Below are 21715 nucleotides of genomic sequence, written 5' to 3'. Positions count from 1 at the left end.
TTTGAAGAGTACTTCTGTCATTGACACTATCTGGTTTAAAGCTCGAACAAATTAGTTTCGTTTAGGGGTATATTTTGTTTTGTATCCAGGATTTACATCTGGCCTTAAAGCGTTCGGGTAATTGAAATCTGTTTTAACATCTGTGGCGACCTGTTTTAAATTCTTGAAGACTTCGTAAGGAAAAGAAATTGCTTCCCACCTATCATATAACTTAGTTATAATACCATCGTTAAATTCTGTTCTCCCGCTGTAAAATTTTATAGATCCTACACCAAATAGGTTTTCAACAAAACTTACACTTACTTCAATATCAGAAATTTTATCATAATCTATCACTTTGAAATCAGTTCCCAAAAAACCACTTCTTACCATTATTCTTTTGTCGGTGTAGGCATAACTAGTATTATTATATGATAATACTTTAACTAAAAAACTGATAAAGAAAAGTCCAAGTGGAAGCATGGTAAACCATATTAAAAAATCATCAGTTGCATTGCTTACATTACTTATATTTTTTATCACTAAATAATAAAATCCTGAAGAAATTAAAACAAATAGTCCTAAACTGAATGCTGTAATTGTGTAGGGAATAAATTTCGGTTTATCTGTCCATAAAATTTCTTCGTTTTGATCCTTAATACTATCAAATTCTGGTTGCAAATTTTTATTAATTAATTTTAGCATAATATTTTATCATTTTCAATGTCTAATTCTTATTTTTTGTTCATTAGTGAACATTCTTTTAAATTAACAAGGGATATTTAATTGAAGAATGAACATAATTCAACTTAGTTATCCATCATTGCACGTTGCGGAATTCCTTGATTCCGCTGTTATACTTTTCGTTGTATTTGCTACTTTTACTGTACATCTATATAAATAATTTAGTTGCAAATAATATAATCGTGTGGATTTTCTTTTTTAAATCATACTTTATCTCAAAGATTTTTTTAAAATCGATTGACTACTATCCATTATACCCTTTGTTCTAACCAACCGATCCGAATTTGTAAATATTTTTTTTACTTCTTCATCCCTCTTTTATACTGTCTATCATCCTCGTCACCCTCATCCAGCTTCGCTTGTTTGGGCGCTGTTAGTTCGCTGTAAAGGGTTTCGGTAGACTTACCTATTAGCAGGTCATATTTTTGGTCTGTCGTTAACTTAAAGCCCTCAAAATGCACCGTATAGCTAAACAAGCCTTCTTTGAATTGCTCGATGGCTGTTGTAGCGAGGTCTGCCGCCTTTCTTGCTTCCTTCAATGCTTGGATGTCTGGTTGCTTCTCCGCCTGGCCATATACTTCACGATTATGCTTGCTAAGCTTAATTTTAGCAGCCTGCTCCTCGGCTTTCAAAGCCTTCAGCTTTTCTTTAAATCGTTCGTTCAATTCTTCAATCGTATAACCAAATTCCAACCTAGCTTTTAGGAGCATGTCGTTTAAGTGTATCAAGTCTTGCTCTGATTGCTGCAGCTCGAGCTCTGTTTGCTGCAAGTTGTTTTTTTTTCGTCAATCTGCCGATCTAATGCTGCCTTCGCTTTACGGAAGTCACCATGTTCTAATCGTTCAGCTTTGGAGTTCACCTGCCCTCTTTCCATCCCCAAGGTTTCAGCAGTCAATGTTTGCACCTTCGACATATCGGCTCTGCCAATCGTTACAATCTTACCAGTGGTTTTATTCTGCCAATCAAACACCAAGTGCGCATGATGATTGATGCTCACATTTGTGTCGTCAAGCCGACGCCCTTCATCTCGATGGATATGTATTTGTATAAGATTAATACGATACGCTTTATGTAATACATCACCTAGTCTACGCAAATCATCGATGGTGGTTTCAGGCTTAAGATTCACCACCGCCTCTTTAATCGGATTACAATTTGTTTGCAGTTTCCTACCACCTACCTTCTTGGCCATGTATTCAATTTCTTTCCTGGCATCTTCAATACGCTTTAGCATCCAGCTTTCATTGTTATCTTTGCCAAGAATAACATAGTTAGGAATCTCTTCCCTTAGATTATGTTTTTCAGAAGTGCTGAGGCAGGGTTTGAAATTGATACTAGCTTTAGACATAGGGTTGGTTTTTAGGGGATGCAAGGGGAAGTATTCCCCTGCCACACAGGGACTTTGCGAGCGCAGCATCGTAAAGTCCCTAGTGGGCTATAAACTTTACATTCAAAGTTACATATCCTTTTTTAAATTATCTAAAAATTCCCTTTTTTACGTTTTTCTACATTTTCCTCTTGTCTAATAACGCTTCTTTTTTATCATATACTCCTCTTTTTATAGCTTTTAAATTATATTTTTTACTATCTTGTTCTTGTTTTAAATGTTACTCTCCTTCTAATATTGGTATTTGCCGTTGATTGTTTACTTATTCGTAAAAAAATAGGGTCAATCTGCCCAACTGTCAATAAAAAGTCAACATTTGGTCAACATCAGCACTATTGTCTAAAGACCGTTAAGTGCCGATAATGAGATGAAAATTGGTATTTCTCGCTGATTTTTTACTAATAAATAAAAAAATAGGGTCAACCTGCCAAACCATCAACAAAAAGTCAACATTTGGTCAACAAGGCTATCTCTAAGGAAAATGTAAAGACTTGTATACAGAAAATGTAAATATTTGTAAGCAAGTGCAACGAAGGTAATGTATACAATTGTAAACAATTGTATACATTACAAGGCATTCTCCGAGGAAGGTATAAGCATTTTAATAAAAGCTAACAGAAGCTTGTTACAAAAGCGTTATAAAAATATCATAATTGTGTTATAACACTATCATAAAAACTTTTGAAAATCATTCATAAAACAATTATATATCATATTTATAACAATATTTATATTTTTCCAATTATTTTATATTGTAATTAAAAATATAATTTAAAAGCAAATAAATATTTCGATTATTTAGGATTTAGATTAAGTTTATTTGGAAAATGTCATATAGTGTTAGAAAATTACTACAAATTTAATATGAGTATATAAAAAATAACATAATTAATATTATTAAATTATTTGGCCTAGTAATTAGCATTTAAAAGATGAATTTTTGAGTGTAATTAAAGATGACGCAATTAGTATTAAAGTCTATGATATTGACAAATAGATGATATTTAAATTAAACGATAGTATAAATACTGATAAGAAATTTAAATACTCGGAATTAGTTCATTTATGCAAGCTATTTATTATTAAATATGCTTTAAAAAAAGGTTTGGATATGTTCTGGATTCATTGTGAAATTTAATAAAGTAAAATAAAGTATAATATAATATTGACAAAGCTTTTTATCAGAATAAGAGGGAAAAAGACAAAAAGTAAGATAATAGTTTTATTGACATGCCGTTATAGACATGTTCTATTGAAAACGATAAGTTTTCTGATAATTGGATGGAAAAACCCCAACTAGGCGTATTATGCACTTAATTACACTCGGCGCAACTTTTTGCCAACGCCGTTCTTAAATACGAAGCATTTGCTACAACAAATACAAATTTATCAATTCTTTTTTGCCTTGGCAATCTCTAGCACTGCTATAAAATATAATCTTCAGCGTAGGATTAGGCTATATCTTAACAGATTACAACTTCTATGAAAAAGAAGTCACTCAAGCTGTTAACAGTGATTACGGCAATCTAAGTGATTACGCAAAAAGCAACGTACACAATTCCCTTCAATTGAAGGTGTCAGGGGTGGTTCATTCCCCCTCATCCCTTGAAGATGAATTGGAGGAAGACAAACGCAAGCCCACCATTATTGACAAGCTCGAAAACTTTTTATCCAACAAATACATCTTTCGCCACAACATCGTTTCAGGTAAGTTAGAATACCAAACATACTCAGCAAATCATAATAATGCCCCTTCAGGGGTTAGGGGCAGGAAGTGGAATGTAATGAATGATTTTATTGAAAATTCAATGCTTCGTGAATGTTTAAAAGCAAGAATAAAAACAAACCTTACTTCATTACGAAGCCTTCTATATTCTGACTTTTGCCAGCTCTACAATCCGTTTGAAGACTACTTTGAAACATTACCCGAATACGATGGAAAAGAAGACTACATCACTCAATTAGCCAACACCATTACCACCACAAAATAAGAGCTTTGGCAGCAATGTTTTAAAAAGTGGTTAGTAGCAATGGTAGGCTGTGTTCTCAATGATAAAGTCATTAGCCACACAGTAATTGTTTTTAGTGGCAAGCAAGGCTTAGGCAAAACTACTTGGGTAGAAAAGTTATTACCAAAGCAACTCAAAGAATACTTGTTTAGTGGCACTATCAACCCAAACAATAAAGACACTTTAGTGCAGTTGGCAGAGTGTATGTTAATCAACTTAGACGAGTTGGAAAACCTCAATCGTAGCGAGATAGGCAGCCTTAAAGAAATCATTACTAAAACACAAATTAGAATGAGAAAGGCTTATGGTCACAACAATGAAACAATGCCACGTAGGGCAAGCTTTGCAGGTAGTGTAAACACAGCACAATTTTTAAATGATAGTATAGGTTCAAGACGTTTTCTTTGTTTTGAAGTTGAAGCCATCCAGTACCAGCACGATGTTGATATTAACCTTGTCTATGCACAAGCCTGACATTTATTTAATGATGGCTTTGGATACTGGTTCGACTAGGAAGAAATCAAATCCATCACAGAAAACAACGAACAATACCAGCTTCGCAGTCCAGAGGAAGAGCTGTTATTAACTTGGTTTGAGCCTTGCACTAAAGAAACAGCAACAACATTCCTCAATGCTTTACAAATTGCTTCTAAGTTGGCTGAAAAGGCTAAAATAACATTAACAGATGGAACAATAAATAAGTTAGGGAAAGCTCTGAAAAAACACAACTTTATTCGTATCAGTAAAAAGACTGGTTATGTATATGCTGTTAAAGAATTTACTTGGGAAGAAGTTGAAAATAAAAGCAAAGAAAAAGACCCACTACCACCACCACCAAAACCACCAGAACAATGCGACTTACCTTTCTAAATTATTAAGGATGCAATTTGCATCCTTTTTTTTGTTTTGAATGGATAAGCAGGATAACAAATTTTAAGCAAAACCTTTGTCATTTTTTTCGTTTTTACACTTTCAGTAACAATCCCATCAAACCAATGCAACCCAATAAACTACACCGTTTACTTTGCACCCAAACAGCCACTTAAAACGGTTTTTTATTTAGGATTATCAGTAAATAACTTTTCTTTCCTTTTTTGGTTATCCGCCTTACCTTACTTCATTTTCTTCTATTTGCTTTTTATTATCTATTTCTATATATTTTTACCTGCAAAAAAAGCCTATTATTTATGATAGCTTTTGAATAAAAAAATAATTTGTGTATCGTACAATGTTCAGTTATCCAATTGTAAGCACAAGAAAAGTATAAACTTCGTAAATAATATGCTTAACTATAACCCAAATGTTGATACATTTTTAAAAATATACTCGCAAAGCTTTTTAAGTACTGGCCTTACGAGAGGACTTGATGAAAGCACATACATACCAACGAGGCTTGACACTGCTTTAAAGGAAGATGTCTTGAAAGGGAAAAAGAAACTTGTTGTACTTACTGGTAATGCTGGTGATGGTAAGACAGCATTTATACAACTCATTGAGGAGGCAGCAAAAAAAGCCGGTGGATCTTTTAAAAAAAGAACCGATAATGGCTGCGAATTTTCATTCAATGGATTTGAATTTGAAACCCTTTATGACGGAAGCCAAGACTTTGAAGGCACATCCAATGATTTGTTATTGAAAGTATTTTTTAAACCATTCGATGGCGAAAAAGAACCAACTGTTAACATTGTTAAAATTATAGCGATAAATGAGGGTAAACTTAGAGATTTTGTACTTAATAAAAGAGAGTATAAATGGTTGGGTAAGCATATCCATCATTATTTAGAATTTGATAATTACAAGTTGCCTGATTCATTAGCTTTTATCAATTTAAACAACAGAGCCATCGTTGAACTCAATAATGCAACCTCAATATTTGATGAATTACTTAGTATTATTCTTGATGAAGATAATACTAAAAAAAATTGGGAACCTTGTCAAGCCCAAAATTGTTCCTATAGTAGTAAGTGTTACATCAAATACAATGTAGACAGTCTTAGAGCTCAAAAAAAAGGTATTGTTGTAAAACAGCGTTTAAAAGAATTAGTATTAAGTATTTATTTAAAAAAACAAAAGCACATTACAATGAGAGATATACGTTCTCTCATTTCATTTATTATCTTCAATAAATATACTTGCTCACAATTACAGGCTGATATTGATGCTAGTGAAAATTTGCTCGTACGTTTTTATTACAATAATGCCTTTAACAAAGTTGAAATGGATAGGATGGTTTCTATCCTAAGCGAAGTAGATGTTGCAGATATGCCATTGCCCAAATTAGAAAACCATTTGTATTTCTTAAATCCAAAAACTGAACTGAAAGAGCATCTAATTACTAAAGCCGATTCGGCTAATAATCCTGATTTAGATTATTTAGAAGATTACTACATTAACAAACCAGAAGGCACAAGCGACAATGATGAAACTCGTAAACTAAATGCAGACTTATTCCTCTCTGCAATGAAAAGAAAACTTTATTTTGAAGGGAATGATGAATATTTAAACGAGCAGTTTGCTATAAATCATTATTCATTTTTACCTTACCGATATTTTGAAACTTACATTGAGTTTCTTTCTACAGGTAAAGACCCTCAAAATGATTTGCGGAACGATTTGATTTTGGCCATCTCAAAATCAGAAAAAATATACAATGATGAAGTTGGTAGAGAGAATGTCTGCATCAGCAGTAACAGTTCAAAAAAATCTACTACTAAGGCTTTTTATGGTTTTACCGCTGCTGACTTTGAAGTGGTTTTGCCAGATATTGGAAATCAAACCAATTACATCGAATATTTTCCTGACCATATCATTTTTAGGCACATTGACAAAACTGCTTCATTAGAAATTAATATCGACCTATTTGAAATTTTGATGAGAATAAAAGAGGGCTACGTCCCAACATCAATAGAAATAAGAACTTTCTTCTTAAACCTTGAAATGTTCAAAAGGAGAATATTGGCAAAACGTTCTACCACAGTCTTCTTGACAGAAGATGATACCAACTTATATGAATTTAAGAAATCAGCATCTGGTAAATTGGTGCTTAGTAAAATGTAATGAATTATGGCACTAGATAGAAAACAAAAAGCTTTTAGATATTTTCCAATAATGCCTATTGATGCTAATAACATCAATTTTGAACAGGCGATTGTAAGATTACTTGTTTTACTACATACAAATGGAAAGCAAATTACAAGAACCGGCAGAGATGTTTTGTATCCTGAAAATTTGGTTGATATTTTGAAAGACAATACCAAGTATTTTGAAGGTATTACTGACCCAATAAGGGAAAGATTAATGAAAAACTGGATTTCTGCGGATTATGCCACAACCATAATTGAAGGTAAAGGAAGGCAAGGGAAACCAAGGATTTCAAATTTAAAGCCACTTCATATTAGCACAATAAAATTGCTTGACCCTAGAATCAGAAGTCAGGACAGGGATGCAAGTGTTTTTTTATACAATGTGTTTAAAGGTGATGGCGGAAGCAGTGCGAAAAACTATTTAATGGATTTCCTAATAGAAGGTACCAAGAAAGAAGGAAGTTTTAATCTAGTAACTGATGAAGAACGTTTCAATAACTTAGATATTGAAACCCAATTTTTACTTAGGATATTAGATTCTTTCAGAGTTGATAATCCATCAACTAGAGAAAAAGAAGTGCCTGGATTCAAGGCACTATGTGAAGCACAACAAAAACAGTTCTTTTATGACATTATCTTGATTTTAGTTTATAAGAACAATGTCCCAAGAAGAGAATTATTTCATTATCTAACTGTCCTTCTAAATTTTCATTGTGCCTTATTTGTAATGAAAACCTTCAATCAAATAAATTCAATTGTGGATACGCAAAAATCTAAATGTAGTCTTTGTAAATCTATTGCAGGGGGTATTGATTTCAATAAATTGTGCAAATGTGATTTTCAACCGAAAATATTTGTTGACCTTACTTTAGGTCAAGACAAAATTTGCGATATGCTTTCTAGAAGAAGCGTTGATGTGAATTACAATGAAATGTTTCGTTATTTTAAGTCCCATTATAAGCTTGTCAAAATAGCTGAATTTGCTGCAACTAAAGGGCAAAAGGATCTAGGGCCAGAGCAGCTAATTGGTTTTCTCAATCATCCTGACTTGAATGGTCATTTTAGTTATGAACTAAGTAGAATCATAGCTGATCCAGATATGGAAGACAATGAAAATCTACAAGAGATTCTGAAAATGGAAATCCCTGCCTTAGATAAGTATATTGAAATTCTATGCAATGAACCGGCTAACTGGAAACTAAGAACCCGAAATCATAAATCTATGATGACATCTCTATGTAATATGAATAGAGACGACGGGTTTCTAGAAGGTGGACGTGGAAGAAAAAGAAAGTATGTACTGGGCAATGTATTATTGGAAGTTCTAGTACAATTAGCAGTGGTAAGTGCTGACCCTTCAAAGGGCTTTCGAACCCAGCCCATCACTATCGTAAGTTTTGTTGAATGGCTCAAAAACAGATATGGAATCTATATTAACGAATGGCCTAATGGCTCTGACAGTCCTGAAACAGCAAAAGCCCTGACCAATAATTTTAATGCATTGAAAGACCGTTTGAGACAACTTGGTTTCTACACAGACCTTTCCGATGCATCAAACTCTCAGGTAATAAAGCCGAGATTTAAAGTTGAACCAGAATAAAATATTAAAATGAGCGATACAAAAAATACGGTACTAAATGAACCAGCAATAGACTATGTTGCCAATGTAGAAATACCTGATGGCAAAATAGCAGATTACATTACAGGTAAATACGTAAAAGAAACAGAACAAGAAGCTGTAAGGCAAAACTTTGAAAGAACATTGGTGGAGGAATACCAATACCCAAACACAGATATTCAAGTTGATTTTAACATCAAAGTTTGGGATGGCGATAAACAAAAAAATAAAAAAGTGCCTTTGGTGGTAATGCACCACGATAAAGAAGAACCTTATGTACTTGTTGTAATTACCAATCCTAAATCGAACCCTACCGATAAAAATGGAGGTGCAACCGATTTAGAACAAATGCTTGTTGATGTAGTTTCTGCTGAATATGGATGCTGGACGAATGGTATTGAAACTATCTACTTTCAGAAAAAGAAAAGCAAGTTTGAAACAGATGTATTTCCAGTCAATGATTTTCCAAGATATGGCGAAGATGCTTCATTTATTTACACCACCGACCGTAGAAGATTAAGGGTTGCTACAGGCAACAATTTATTGTATGCCTTCAAGCGTTGCCACGATTATATTCACGCCAACCAAGGCGGAAGCAAGGAGCAGATATTTTGGGAGTTTCTGAAAATACTGTTTGCTAAAATTGAAGACGAAACCCACGGAGGCAGACCTCGATTTGCTATCAGAAGTGCAGAAGAAAGAAATGACAAACAAGGTCATAAAGAAGTTAAAGACAGAATTGAAATACTTTTCAAAGAAGTCCGTAAACGAAACGAGTTTAACGGATTGTTTGATGCACAAACCGAAGGGCTTCTCTTCAATCCTGAAACAATTTCTTATATCGTAGCTCAGTTAGAGAAATACGATTTCATTCACTCTTCTGTAGATGTAAAAGGTGTGGCTTATGAAACTATTGTTGGTCCAACTTTGGAAGGCACTAAAGGTGAATTTTTCACACCACGTAATGTAGTGAAAATGGTGGTTAAAATGCTTGACCCCAAACCCAATGACCGCATTTATGACCCTGCTTGTGGCACTGGTGGCTTTATTGTAATGGCATTTAACTATGTAAGTGAAAAGCTTCGCCAACAGCACAAAGCCAATTGGAAGAACCCCAATAAACCAACCGAAGAAGAAGAAAAAGCCTTGTTTGATGAAGTACATCAGGCAGGGTACAACATATTCGGCACGGACTTCAACAGCAATTTGGTGAAAGCTGCCCAAATGAATATGATTATGAACAATGATGGCAGGGGTGGTTTATATGCAGAAAACGGATTGGAAGATCCCAATGCTTGGAAATCTAAAGAAGCCAAACAAAAAATTCAGTTGGGTTCTATGGATTTTGTGATGGCAAATCCACCATTTGGAGCCAAGATAAAAATTGACCGAAACGAAATTCTGGAACATTACGAACTAGCACACGGATGGAGCAAAACCGAAGATGGAAAATGGGTTCAAGAGGGCAATTTGAAAAACGCTTTAGAACCAGAGGTGTTATTTGTAGAACGCTGCATCAAGTTATTAAAACCAGGCACAGGTAAATGCGGCATTGTTTTACCCGACAGTATTTTAAGTAACCCCGGCTATGCCTATGTACGCTACTGGATTTTGCAAAATTGCCAAGTACTTGCTAGTGTAGATTTGCCAGTAGAAACCTTCTTGCCACGAACAGGCACACAAACCAGTGTACTCATACTGCGGAGAAAAAGCGACCAAGAAAAATTGATGGAGAGTATGAGTGGGCAAATGAAGCCTTATGAAATTTTTATGGCCAATGTGAAAAAGGTAGGTAAAGACCGCAGAGGTGGTTTCGTTTATAAGAAAGATGAAAAAGGTAGAGATATTGTAAATCGTGATTTATACAAACCATTCGCTGAATCTACCATTCTTGATTTTCTGCCTGTAGTAGAAACAACAGGTAGAATTGTTGATGATGAATTGCCTAAAGTTGCTGCAATGTTTCACCAATACAATAAATCGAAATAATATGAGAATCTTAGATTTATTTGACCTTGAAACTACTATTGTGGACTCATCTAAAATAAGTTTAGATGAATCTAGAATTGACCCGCAATTTTTTTCATCCAACCAATTATTTATTGACAATCTTGATACCAAGCCACTTTCACATTTTTGCGAAGAAATATTCAATCCCGGTGTATTTAAACGAGAATTCCTCGAAGACTCCAATGAATGCAGGTATTTAGCAAGTGCTGAAATTGCTTCATTCGAACCCGAAATAACCTATATAACAAATTCACAAGCTGATGCACTTAGGCTAAGAGTAAAAAAAGGTTGGGTTCTAATTACAGGCTTCGGAACGATTGGTAGCATTCGAATTACAGATTCAATCATTGATGGATATGCAGTCGCCAATAACGTAACAAGAGCTATTGTTAAAGAAAAATACAGTGGCTTCATTGCTGCGTTTCTTGCAAGTGAATACGGAAATAAGCTTTTAAACGATTATGCTGCTGGGGCAGTAGTAAAGTATATTGAAGCACCACAAATATCCAAGATACCTGTTCCTGTAATAAATGAAAGCATTATTTCATCAATTGACAAAAAGTACTTAACAGCCGTAACTTGTCGTGAACAATCCCACGAATTACTACAGAGAGCCAATGCCCTCGTTCTTCAATACAACAACCTTCCGCCAATAACCGACATAAAACCTGAAACCCTTGATTCAGATAGGATGGTAGAAATAAGAATGACAAACTTGAATGAGTTTACCCAAGATTATCGCTTAGATGCTCATTTTTACAATCCAATTGCAAAGGTAATTGTTGAAAATATCATTCAACATTGCCCTAAAAATGACAACTTATACAATATTGCGGACTGTTCATTTAGAGGCAGTCGCTCTACTAGAAACTATGTTGATAAGGATAATGGGATTGCATTCTTATCGGGTAAAAATATTATTCAGATAAGACCCGACTTCAAATACATTTCAAAATCGGAGACTGCCAATCTTGATGATATGTTGTTGTCAGAAGGTCAAATTTTAATTTCAAGGTCAGGAACACTTGGCAGGACATTACTAATATATAAAAATTATGAGGGCTGTACCGCTTCAGAACATTTAATTCGAGTTAAGCCAGAAACAAGCAAAATTGATTCAGGCTACTTGTATGCCTTCCTATCATCAGATTATGGTTTTCACCAATTACTGAGATATAAACACGGTGCTGTAATTGATGAGATTACAGAAGACCAGATAAGCCAATCCCTAATTCCACTTCCATTAGAAAAACAACAAAAAGAAATAGGCGACTTAGTTCGCCAAGCCTATGAACTCAGGGCAGAGGCAATCAGATTGGAAGATGAAGCTCAAGAATTATTAACCCAAGCATTGACCCAAGTATAAAGATTTTTAAACTATGGTAACGATAACGCAAGAAATATATTTTGAAGAAATAGCCCAGGCGGTTTTCAACGATTTGAAAGCAAAATTACTAAACAAACAACGCAATCACTGTTTGCGGGTAGATTATTTGCCCAAAGATGTGATGCATTTTGCCTGTGAAAAAATCAATACTGATGCTGACCTGAAATCAAAAGAAGTAGAAGCCTATGTACTGACTGATAAAAAAACAGAACCCTTTGAGGTAGAAAGCGGTCGCTTAATTGAATTACGAAATCGTTTGGATTTTGGTGTTTTGGTGGTATTTATTCCACAAGGTTTCAAAGGAGCAGCCGAAGATAGTTATGATATTCACACTTTTGAATCGTATGACTTGGCAGGTGTGTTGGCTCAACACAGAAACGTCATCATTCATAGTTTTTCTGATGAACAGCAAGCCATTGTAAAAGCTGTAATGGAAACATCTGTTGCACGAAAACAGCGTATTGAAAATCAATTGCGTTATCTATTGGCTTTAAAAAATGATGAATGTACTTGGGAAACAGCAGGCGGTTATTTGCACTATCTCAACCTAATTCCTGATTTAAAATTAAAAGAAGAAGATGTTCAGGCTCGTTTGCTACGCAATGGCGAATGTGTTGAACAACTAAGTGATACAGATAAAACTATTTTCCTTGCCATAGAAGCAATGGTTAATAAAGGTCTCGACCCAAGCCACGGTGATGTTAAGAAACATTTATTAGATTTTTTTCGCAACCAAAATCAGGTAAAAGTTAGAGAGTGGACTGAGAAAATATTAACCGATAAAGACTGGCTGAAAAAAATCAGCTTTGACAAATGGCGTTTTAAAGATTTGGCAGGAGACCAAATTGAATTGTTCTTAGAGCCATTCAGAGATAAAGCTGGAAATCCTTTAAGTACAACAGGTCTAGCAGTTGAAGGAGATAATCTTCTAGCTACTACTAATACTAAACTTAAAGTGAAATGGAAAACTAATCCTAGAAAAACACCAAAGGTTTCTCAGTTTGTCATCATACTTGAAAGAGAAGAACAATCAGATGCCAGCAATGAACTGCACCGTAAAACGGCTAAAGGCACAGCTGAACAGGCTAATTTTCCTTTCAATGATGTTGACCTTGAACCAGGTGAAGAATGGTTAGTTCAAATTAGAGTAGTTGCTTTAGACGAAAACAAAGCCAAAATAGCAGAAGACATCAGCGAACCTTTTTATTTGCGTGGTGAAGAAAGTGATACTACTACTGGAGAAACCAAACGTTTCAATAGAATTAGAAATGTTGCAGAAGCAACTTTTAAAGCCACATATCGCTTCAAGCGAGCAATAGAAATTGAAAGTCAAGGTTTGGAAAGCGGAAGAATTTTAATGTATCGCATTAAAACCAACCCAAGAGAAACCTACCAAATTCCTTTAAATGATTTGCTTTATGATTTTGAAAAAAAGATTCTAAATGACCCTTTTAGTTGTGGTGTTTATGAGGTAGACATTCGTAATAGAGGGTTCATTGAACAGTCCGATTTCAAAGCTGGTAAAATAAGTTTATCGATATTCAAAACAGAATTCAATGAATTTTTACAAGCAAGGCGGGAACTTTTTCACGCCATCACTTCTGCTGATGCATCATCTGTCATTGAAACGTTGGACTTAAGGGTATTCCAAAACTATATCATTGATTATGGTAAAGCGTACAAAAAACTTACTGATTCCATTGCTAATACTATTAATGACTCACCTGATGCAGAAGTAAACAATCTGCTTACAAATACGCATTTACTCAATCGTTTAGATACCATTCACATCAAACTTGGAACAGCTGATGAACCAGAAGAAATGATTCTGATGGCACCTACTCATCCATTGAAAATGCTTTGGTTGTTGCAGTATCAGTTGATGTTGTTTGATTGGAGTGCGAAATTGTTGGATTTGGATGAGTCAGAATATAGCAAGGCAGTTGACATTGAAGGGTTTGAGAAAATCTTGCCTTTGAATATTCCTAACGCATTGGCATTTGAGCAAAATGGCTTTTATGTAAATACAGATGTGTTGGATTTGTTTTGGAGCATTTTTCCCAAAAGCACTACAACCGATATTCGTAAGGTAGTGGCATTGATTTCAAAAGCATTAGGTTACAAAAACGACCTTGGTAATATTTCCTCTGTTTCACCATCTCAAATTGCAGATAGACTTTGGAGATACTTACGTCACCATCCTTACATTAAAACTTTGAAGTTAAATGTGTTGAATCCTGGTGATGGTCAGTTGTTTCTAAATACCATCCGAGAATTGCAAAAAATGGATGAGTTTAAGAACCTCAGATATGACATTACATTTTATGGCACATTGGGCTACGAATTAATGGGAAGTGCTTTTGATGATTTAATGAAAGATGAATCATTAATTGAAGGTAGCAGGCCAGATATTGATGATGAGCTTTTAGAGCCAAGTCATAATCCATTATTCCCTAAACTTTTCTTTTCTAAAGTAAAGGTTAACCCCACAAAATGGACAGATATAGTATTTAGAGAAGCGAACGTAACAGTAATCATAGACCAGTTTGTAACCAAATCTACGGCTAGGCCAGTTGGAAATGTGCCAGGCTCATATTTCTTACACAGTTTATTAGCCGAGTATCGTTCAGAATTTAATGTAATGGAAGATGCAGTTACTTGGAGCAGAAAAGTAGTACCGTCACCAACAGCCGAAATCAGCGAAGATGTCGAAACTGCATCACTGATATACAATATTGGTAAAAATGTGCTTGGATTAAGTTGTTCCTACTATGAATGGGGCAAGTCGATTGATTATGTTCCAACCATTCAATTAGAACTGAACAAACAAGATAGGCATATTCTAAGTGAAATCCATAAACGCTCAGATTGGGTTTTCACAATTGATAGAAATTTCGGTATCGAGTATTTTGATAATCCAGAAGACGCAAATCCAAACTTAAAAAGTTATTTGATTGACTACACACCTGAATTTATGGATGGTGTTGGTCACAGATTAATTGTTTCTACAGGTTGGTTAGCTGAAATTGAGAAATTGGTTGAAGATGGACTGAAAAAAATTAATATTCCAACTTCAAGTTTTAGAGCCGAAAAAGTACTTGATATAATAAAATCAGTTTCTGGTAAATTAGCCCTGAAATTGATTAATAACCCCAACAATGCAAGAGAAATTATCGGATTGGCAATTACTCGTTTGGCTCTAGAAAAAGATGGGTTATTGCAAAATGGAATTTTAATTCCTGTTGACACCCATATAGATATGTTTGCTCAAAGCAAACGCAGAAACAGTGACGAAGAAATATCTGTAAAGCGTAGCGATTTGATTTTAGTTACTGCGAAAAATGGCAAATTGAATATCAACCTTATTGAAGTTAAATTCCGTTCAGGTGAAGGAAGCATTACTGAAAGTATGGCCTTGAAAGAAGAAATTGTCAAGAAGAATGAAAATTCAGAAAAAGCATTTAGAACAAAATTCATTTCGGATGATGAAAACCCTAAAATTGATGTTCACCTAACCAACAAATCACTCTCAACGCTTATTGGCTTTTATTTAGAAAGGGCAATCAGACACAATTTGTGTGAAGATAGTGCCGAGTTAAAAACATTGGTCGAGTCCATCAATACAGGTGATTTTGAGTTTGAATTTGAAAAATCAGGCTACATTATACATTGGGCAGGTATTACCAAGCCAGTTGATAATTACAAAGGCAATGCAGTCTACGAATTAGGCAACAAAAAAATTTGTGAACTGCTTGAAATCAGAGAAACTGAAATAGAAGACACCTCTATAAATAAGAATCTTGATAATGATGAAAATTCTGAAGGCAGTATTCCTGTTCCAAATCCCGACGAGCCCAAAACCCCAACATTAATAGGTACAGTGAAAAACGAACCTAAGGATGAACAGGAACAGGAACAAGTAATCCCAAACCAAGAAAAGAAGGAAGAGTTGAAAGTAGAACAACCAGTTAAAGAAAATCCAACAACAACAAAACCAAGAATTGTACTCGGTTCAAATGTTGATAATGGAAAAGATGTGGTTTTTGACCCAATAACAATGACACCAAAGAAGTTGGCTAATCAACATCTCTTGATTGTGGGCAAATCTGGTGCGGGTAAATCACAAACTACAAGTAGTGTACTTTATGAGTTGAGTAAGCAAGAAATACCATTTTTGATCCTTGATTTCCAAGGTGAGTATATCTCAAGTGTTTTGACTAATTCTAAAGATGAATCATTTGCAGAAGCTACAAAAGCAATGGCTTTAGACCCATCATTTGGTATGGATATTAATCCACTTGAACTATCTGTAGATGGTAATACAGGTCAGAAAATCGGGTATATGAGCAATGTTTATCAAGTTTCAAGTATTTTGAAACAGATTTTTGGCCTTGGCGATATACAACATCCTGTTTTGAAAGATGCTATAAAACGTGCCTATCAAGAAAAAGGATTTTCCGTAACAGATAGGTCAACTTGGAATAATGAACCACCACAATTCCAAGACATTTGGTCGATTCTAGAGTTTATGGAACAAAATGAAGGAACAAATGTGAGAAACTTGAAGTACAGAATTGAGCCATTATTTGAAAACAACATTTTCGTTTCAGGTGAAGGAAGCGTTTCTATCAATGACATTCTTAGCAAAAATTCAATTATAGATTTATCAAAACTTCATACACCTGAATTAATGAAGTCTGTAGCAAGATTTGTTTTGCAAGCAGTTTATAATCGAATGTTGGCTGACGGCCCATCCAAATCAATAAAACTTTATGTAGTTATTGACGAAGCTCATAAACTCTCTTACGACCAAACTTTAACTGACTTGATTCGTGAAGCAAGAAAATATGGAGTAGGTTTCATTTTAGCTTCTCAAAGTGTACGTGACTTTGCAACAGTTGTATTTGAAAATATGGGTACTAAAATAGCCTTACAATTAGAGGGTGAAGATGCAAAATTTATGGCAGATAATTTTGGTGCAACAGATAAGCTTTCTAAAGAAGCTGTTCTTTCAATGTTACCTTCTCAAAAACCACTAAGAGCATTAATAAGAAATAATCATTTTGAACCTTTTGCACAGGTGGACATAAAACCGTTTTATGAGAAGTAATTTTTCATATTTATATGAGCAGATAATATTAGATTATTTACTGCTAATTGAGATTTATGATTTCTAGTTCAATCAATTAATTAAAATGCTATTTACAATAATCGAAAGATTTGGTAGAATACCTTATGATGCCAAAAATCAATTTTTCTTGCATTGGGATGATTGGAACGATTATGACTATTATACATTATTTCGTCTTACCTACAACGATGATTCTAGTACAAATATCGAGATAGGTTCAGTCAAAATTGCGTTCATAAATCAGAAAAAACTTGATCGTGTATATTCCATAGGTCATTCATTTGATGAATTACCCCAAGAGTATTTTTCAGTTGGGTTAGATGATTCGTATTATGATAACTTAAATAAATTAGGGTCTTCTACTAGAGATAGCGTTTTAATTGCACTACGAGACATTGCAAGAGATGACGATATTTTTAAAATCGCAATGGAACAAGAAGTAACTCACAGCTCTTTTTTAAGGGGTCTAAGTGTAACTACAATTACAGGTCAATTTCGAAGAATGGCATTTGGTGATGTAAGATTAACTAAATACGATTTTTCTTTTGAAGCACCTAAAATTTCTGGTGCATCTTCAAATATTTTGCTCACATTCAAAGTTCGTCCTCATTCAAAGCCACCTACTAATATTCATATTCTTATTGGTCGAAATGGTGTTGGCAAAACACATTTAATCAATAATATGATTAATGCACTTTATGAGGCAGATGATGATAAAAATTCATTTGGTAAGTTTAATTTTGAAAGAGAGAATAATCAAGAATTAATCTTTGCGAACCTGATCTGCGTTTCTTTTAGTGCATTTGATTCTACTTTACCAAAAGCCCAAAACATTAGTCCATTTACAAATATTCAATACTCGTACATTGGTTTACAAAAGTTAAAAGATGGGAGTATTAATGAATTTTACATAAAGTCAAAACAAGAGCAGGCTGAGGATTTTTTTGAAGGATTAAATACTTGCTTTCATAAATCTAAAATTGTTAAATGGAAGAATGCAATTGAAAAATTACAGTCAGACGAACATTTTCGTGAAGCAAATATTACCAGCCTTGGTGATTTATTTATTGAGTCGCCAAAATTGGTTAAAGACAAGGCTATTGATTTATTTAGTAAGTTAAGTTCAGGTCATAAAATAATACTGTTATCAATCACTCAGTTAGTAGCACAAACTCAAGAAAGAAGCTTTGTTTTGATAGATGAGCCTGAAGCTCATTTGCATCCACCATTGCTTTCAGCATTTACAAGGGCTTTATCTGAATTGCTAATTCAAAATAATGCTGTTGCAATTATTGCAACACATTCCCCTGTTATTCTACAAGAAGTTCCAAATAGCTGCGTTTGGAAGCTAAGGAGAAGTGGAATTGAAGCCATTGCAGAAAGACTAGAAATTGAAACATTTGGTGAGAACGTTGGTAGATTAACCAGTGCAGTTTTTGGGCTCGAGGTTATGAATTCTGGCTTTTACAACATACTGCATAAAATTGTTGATGAATTTGAAAGCTATAATGACGCTTTGGAGCATTTTGACAATAACATCGGAATGGAAGCCCGTTCAATTTTAATGACGTTATACAATAACAAGAATAATTCAGTAAATTCTTTATGATAAAATTATTAAAGCCTGACTATAAAGTTGAAGAGGTTTATTTGTTATGTCTATCCAATTATGAAGATGCGGATAAAAAACAAAGGCTAACAGACTGCAAAGATTTTGTTGTAAAAGCATCAAATGATTACGAGCAATATGCTAAAACAAATAGTCTTAACTATTTTATACCTGTTAAAGTTACGAAGCAAAATAAAAATGATAAGATTATTAATGACTTAGTATCAGTTGAAGAATTAAATGATGTATATACTAACAAATTTGCTGCTAAAGGTTCGCCTGGTAGGCATATTTATGATAAAATAAAAACAATTGCTAAACTAGGAACCTGTCCCTTATGTTGCCATCGTGATGTTACACAACTTGACCATTATTTACCAAAGGCAAATCACCCTCTATTATCCGTAACACCAATTAATCTGGTGCCTTCGTGTAGTGATTGTAATAAAATAAAGTTAGCTAATAGCCCTTCAAAAAAAGAAGAAGAAACTATACATCCATACTATGATGATTTAGAAAATTCAGTTTGGTTAAATGCCAATGTAATTCAATCAACACCACCAACGATTGTTTATAGTGTTATCAAACCATTAGAATGGGATGATACATTATTCAAAAGAGTGCAATATCACTTTGAAATTTTACAGCTTAATGATTTATACAGTGTGCAGGCAGCAAAAGAGTTAGTTGAAATTAATCATTCTATAAGTGAAAAATTTGGAGAAGGTGGCAGTGAAGCAGTAAAAAAGTATTTGTCTGGTGAAGCCATTAGCAGGTCAAAAACAAATAAAAATTCTTGGAAAGCAGCATTATACACAGTCATAAGTAAAGATGATTGGTATTGCAGTGAAGGATTCCAACATCAGGTTCAATAGGATAAGAATATCTTATTGCTTAAACTAAGTTGAAAATCGTAACCATTTTCCTTTAAAAAATTATTTTCTCAAAAGTTCACTTGTTCCTTTTTTGTTAAAATTTCACTTATAAGTAAAATGGTTTCAAGAAAAGGCACTATTATTGCATCCTCTATTCTTTTATAAGTGAATTACGAAATCATACCATTAGATGAATTTTCGGGTAGCAAAGCTACTATCTATTCTGCATTGCCAGATGGAGAAGAGCTAACCCTATTCGACAAATTCGTGGAAGAGTATAACGAAGATTTCCCAGATGAAATACTTAGTATTGGCGACTTATTACAAGATATGGGAAATAAATATGGCATCAGGGAAAACTTAATAAAAATTAATGAAGGAAAACCTGGCGATGGTGTTGTAGCCATTTATGATAACCCAGATAAAAACCTCAGATTATATGGAATTAGATACGGCCTTACAATTTTGATTTTGGGAAGTGGTGGTATAAAAACTAAGGATATAAGAGCTTGGCAAGAAGACACCAAATTAAAAGATGAAGCACAAGCTGTAATTAAAATAAGTGAACAAATAGCCCAACGAATTATCGATAAAGAAATCTGTTTTAGTGACGATGGTTTACAATTATTAGGTAACCTAAATTTTTCAAACAATGACAACGATTAAAAAAACACAAAGAACAAGCAATCCCTTAATAAAAAGAATATTATCAGATGCATCACCTTTGAAAAGAATGCAAAACAAAAATCGTGTAGCATTAGCTTGTCGTATTGACGACCTTATTAAGGCAAAAGGCTACAACAACTCAACTTTTGCAGAAAAAATAGGTAAGCAACCCTCAGTTATTACTAAATGGCTAAGTGGTACACACAATTTTACAGTAGATACCTTAGATGAAATCGCATATCATTTAGGTGTAGAAACTGCATATTTAATGCAACCACAGCAAGTACAAGTCATCTATCAAAAAACAATACAAGTAGTAACAAAAGTTGTAGAAGTTGAGCGTATCAGTAAGTATAATTTTTTTAGAAATAATAGATACAATTCAATTGGCGGTGTAGGCCATATCGTTGGTATGCCTTACACTTCTTTAATAGCTAAATCTTAATACTATGTCTGAAATAAAAAATATAGATATTCCTGCCGAAATACAATTTAGGGGTATTGAACTTATCAGTAGCAATATAGCTTCTTCATCAGTTAATATCGAAAATAACCAAGCATTTACTTTTGAAATAAAGACTGAAATACAACTCAGTCAAGAAAATAAGTTTATCATAGTCATAATTGGGGTTCAAATATTAAATGGAGCAAAAGATATTCAGTTAGGAAGTCTTACAACAAGCAATATATACTACATTGACAATTACGATAGTATTGTAACACAAGATAGTAATGGTAAGATATCAATTCCAGATGCTTTAATAACTACTTTAAATTCAATATCCATATCAACAACTAGAGGTGTGATGTGGAATACATTCAAAGGTACTTTTTTACATAATGCTATTTTACCAATACTCGATCCTACAAGCATAAATAGCCAAAGGGCAGAATAATTGAGTAGCACAGCAACTATTATACCCACCCAGCCTACTCACTGAAAAACGGCTTATGCAGTGCTATGCTACAAGCCTTGCCGATACTGCATTTTGTGTTGCTGCCAATTTTTAACTGCAATACTTTTTTATTGCAATGCAGCTATGCTATTTGGCACATTGCAAGCCTCGTTCCTCGTTTGCAAAGAGCCATCCAAAACACAAAGCATAGCAATAAAAAATACAGTCATTCCAACCACCACCACCATGCCTTTCCTTTACAATCCATGTTCAAGCTCTACGTTTTGTTTTTAAGCGATGCTGGTCTACTAGGTAAAACTA

General features: G+C 34.1%; 16 protein-coding genes and 1 pseudogene. 14 read left to right on the top strand and 3 right to left on the bottom strand.

The window, feature by feature from the left end:
* Nucleotides 1-51 precede the first annotated feature (51 nt).
* The 3 genes from ACFOW1_RS06275 to ACFOW1_RS06265 all read right to left on the bottom strand — a co-directional run bounded on the left by ACFOW1_RS06275 (nt 52) and on the right by ACFOW1_RS06265 (nt 2071).
* The gene (locus ACFOW1_RS06275) at nt 52-684 is read right to left on the bottom strand and encodes a PH domain-containing protein (RefSeq protein WP_379012974.1); all 633 of its coding nucleotides are present in this window, start codon (nt 682-684) and stop codon (nt 52-54) included.
* A gap of 338 nt (nt 685-1022) precedes the next feature.
* Nucleotides 1023-1433, bottom strand: coding sequence for a hypothetical protein (locus tag ACFOW1_RS06270; protein ID WP_379012973.1), 411 nt, complete (start codon nt 1431-1433; stop codon nt 1023-1025).
* A gap of 14 nt (nt 1434-1447) precedes the next feature.
* On the bottom strand, nt 1448-2071 hold the full coding sequence (locus ACFOW1_RS06265) for a hypothetical protein (RefSeq protein ID WP_379012972.1): 624 nt from the start codon (nt 2069-2071) through the stop codon (nt 1448-1450).
* A gap of 1607 nt (nt 2072-3678) precedes the next feature.
* On the opposite strand from ACFOW1_RS06265, the gene ACFOW1_RS06260 reads away from it, so the two are divergent.
* The 14 genes and pseudogenes from ACFOW1_RS06260 to ACFOW1_RS06195 form a co-directional block, all read left to right on the top strand.
* A complete protein-coding gene (locus ACFOW1_RS06260; RefSeq protein WP_379012971.1) occupies nt 3679-4101 on the top strand; it encodes a hypothetical protein in 423 nt (140 codons plus the stop codon).
* 18 nt (nt 4102-4119) lie between these two features.
* A pseudogene (locus ACFOW1_RS06255) lies at nt 4120-4593 on the top strand (VapE domain-containing protein); the annotation flags it as partial.
* 45 nt (nt 4594-4638) lie between these two features.
* The gene (locus ACFOW1_RS06250) at nt 4639-4989 is read left to right on the top strand and encodes a DUF3874 domain-containing protein (protein WP_379012986.1); all 351 of its coding nucleotides are present in this window, start codon (nt 4639-4641) and stop codon (nt 4987-4989) included.
* Nucleotides 4990-5538: 549 nt separating this feature from the next.
* Nucleotides 5539-7176, top strand: coding sequence for a hypothetical protein (locus tag ACFOW1_RS06245; RefSeq protein WP_379012969.1), 1638 nt, complete (start codon nt 5539-5541; stop codon nt 7174-7176).
* Nucleotides 7177-7182: 6 nt separating this feature from the next.
* Nucleotides 7183-8802, top strand: a complete 1620-nt coding sequence (locus ACFOW1_RS06240) for a hypothetical protein (RefSeq protein ID WP_379012968.1) — start codon at nt 7183-7185, stop codon at nt 8800-8802.
* Nucleotides 8803-8811: 9 nt separating this feature from the next.
* Nucleotides 8812-10809, top strand: a complete 1998-nt coding sequence (locus ACFOW1_RS06235) for a restriction endonuclease subunit M (protein WP_379012966.1) — start codon at nt 8812-8814, stop codon at nt 10807-10809.
* Nucleotide 10810: 1 nt separating this feature from the next.
* The gene (locus ACFOW1_RS06230) at nt 10811-12196 is read left to right on the top strand and encodes a restriction endonuclease subunit S (protein WP_379012965.1); all 1386 of its coding nucleotides are present in this window, start codon (nt 10811-10813) and stop codon (nt 12194-12196) included.
* Nucleotides 12197-12209: 13 nt separating this feature from the next.
* Nucleotides 12210-17327: an ATP-binding protein gene (locus ACFOW1_RS06225; protein ID WP_379012964.1), complete on the top strand. Its 5118-nt coding sequence runs from the start codon at nt 12210-12212 to the stop codon at nt 17325-17327.
* Between the two features lie 85 nt (nt 17328-17412).
* Nucleotides 17413-18957 carry an AAA family ATPase gene (locus tag ACFOW1_RS06220; RefSeq protein WP_379012963.1) on the top strand — a complete coding sequence of 515 codons (1545 nt, stop codon included), beginning with the start codon at nt 17413-17415 and terminating at the stop codon, nt 18955-18957.
* Nucleotides 18954-19832, top strand: a complete 879-nt coding sequence (locus tag ACFOW1_RS06215) for an HNH endonuclease (RefSeq protein ID WP_379012961.1) — start codon at nt 18954-18956, stop codon at nt 19830-19832. The genes ACFOW1_RS06220 and ACFOW1_RS06215 overlap by 4 nt, the downstream gene beginning before the upstream one ends.
* Nucleotides 19833-19997: 165 nt before the next feature.
* Nucleotides 19998-20498 (top strand): hypothetical protein, encoded by a 501-nt coding sequence (locus tag ACFOW1_RS06210; protein WP_379012960.1) that lies wholly within the window; start codon nt 19998-20000, stop codon nt 20496-20498.
* On the top strand, nt 20485-20943 hold the full coding sequence (locus tag ACFOW1_RS06205) for a helix-turn-helix domain-containing protein (RefSeq protein ID WP_379012958.1): 459 nt from the start codon (nt 20485-20487) through the stop codon (nt 20941-20943). Before ACFOW1_RS06210 ends, ACFOW1_RS06205 begins: the two co-directional genes overlap by 14 nt.
* Before the next feature lie 4 nt (nt 20944-20947).
* The gene (locus tag ACFOW1_RS06200; protein WP_379012957.1) at nt 20948-21394 is read left to right on the top strand and encodes a hypothetical protein; all 447 of its coding nucleotides are present in this window, start codon (nt 20948-20950) and stop codon (nt 21392-21394) included.
* 65 nt (nt 21395-21459) lie between these two features.
* Nucleotides 21460-21715 (top strand): hypothetical protein (locus tag ACFOW1_RS06195; RefSeq protein WP_379012956.1); only part of this gene is annotated, 256 nt, incomplete at its 3' end.

Origin of the sequence: Parasediminibacterium paludis, from assembly GCF_042651445.1 — a bacterium.
GTDB lineage: Bacteria > Bacteroidota > Bacteroidia > Chitinophagales > Chitinophagaceae > Parasediminibacterium > Parasediminibacterium paludis.
Note: the sequence above shows the minus strand (reverse complement) of the source record. Positions and strands in the feature narration are given on the sequence as shown.

Excerpts from the sequence above, each read along its gene's own strand:
- ACFOW1_RS06225 (WP_379012964.1), top strand. The coding sequence starts at position 12,210 with ATGGTAACGATAACGCAAGAAATATATTTTGAAGAAATAGCCCAGGCG.
- ACFOW1_RS06265 (WP_379012972.1), bottom strand. The coding sequence starts at position 2,071 with ATGTCTAAAGCTAGTATCAATTTCAAACCCTGCCTCAGCACTTCTGAA.
- ACFOW1_RS06205 (WP_379012958.1), top strand. The coding sequence starts at position 20,485 with ATGACAACGATTAAAAAAACACAAAGAACAAGCAATCCCTTAATAAAA.
- ACFOW1_RS06230 (WP_379012965.1), top strand. The coding sequence starts at position 10,811 with ATGAGAATCTTAGATTTATTTGACCTTGAAACTACTATTGTGGACTCA.
- ACFOW1_RS06240 (WP_379012968.1), top strand. The coding sequence starts at position 7,183 with ATGGCACTAGATAGAAAACAAAAAGCTTTTAGATATTTTCCAATAATG.
- ACFOW1_RS06220 (WP_379012963.1), top strand. The coding sequence starts at position 17,413 with ATGCTATTTACAATAATCGAAAGATTTGGTAGAATACCTTATGATGCC.
- ACFOW1_RS06215 (WP_379012961.1), top strand. The coding sequence starts at position 18,954 with ATGATAAAATTATTAAAGCCTGACTATAAAGTTGAAGAGGTTTATTTG.
- ACFOW1_RS06235 (WP_379012966.1), top strand. The coding sequence starts at position 8,812 with ATGAGCGATACAAAAAATACGGTACTAAATGAACCAGCAATAGACTAT.
- ACFOW1_RS06200 (WP_379012957.1), top strand. The coding sequence starts at position 20,948 with ATGTCTGAAATAAAAAATATAGATATTCCTGCCGAAATACAATTTAGG.
- ACFOW1_RS06270 (WP_379012973.1), bottom strand. The coding sequence starts at position 1,433 with ATGCTCCTAAAAGCTAGGTTGGAATTTGGTTATACGATTGAAGAATTG.
- ACFOW1_RS06275 (WP_379012974.1), bottom strand. The coding sequence starts at position 684 with ATGCTAAAATTAATTAATAAAAATTTGCAACCAGAATTTGATAGTATT.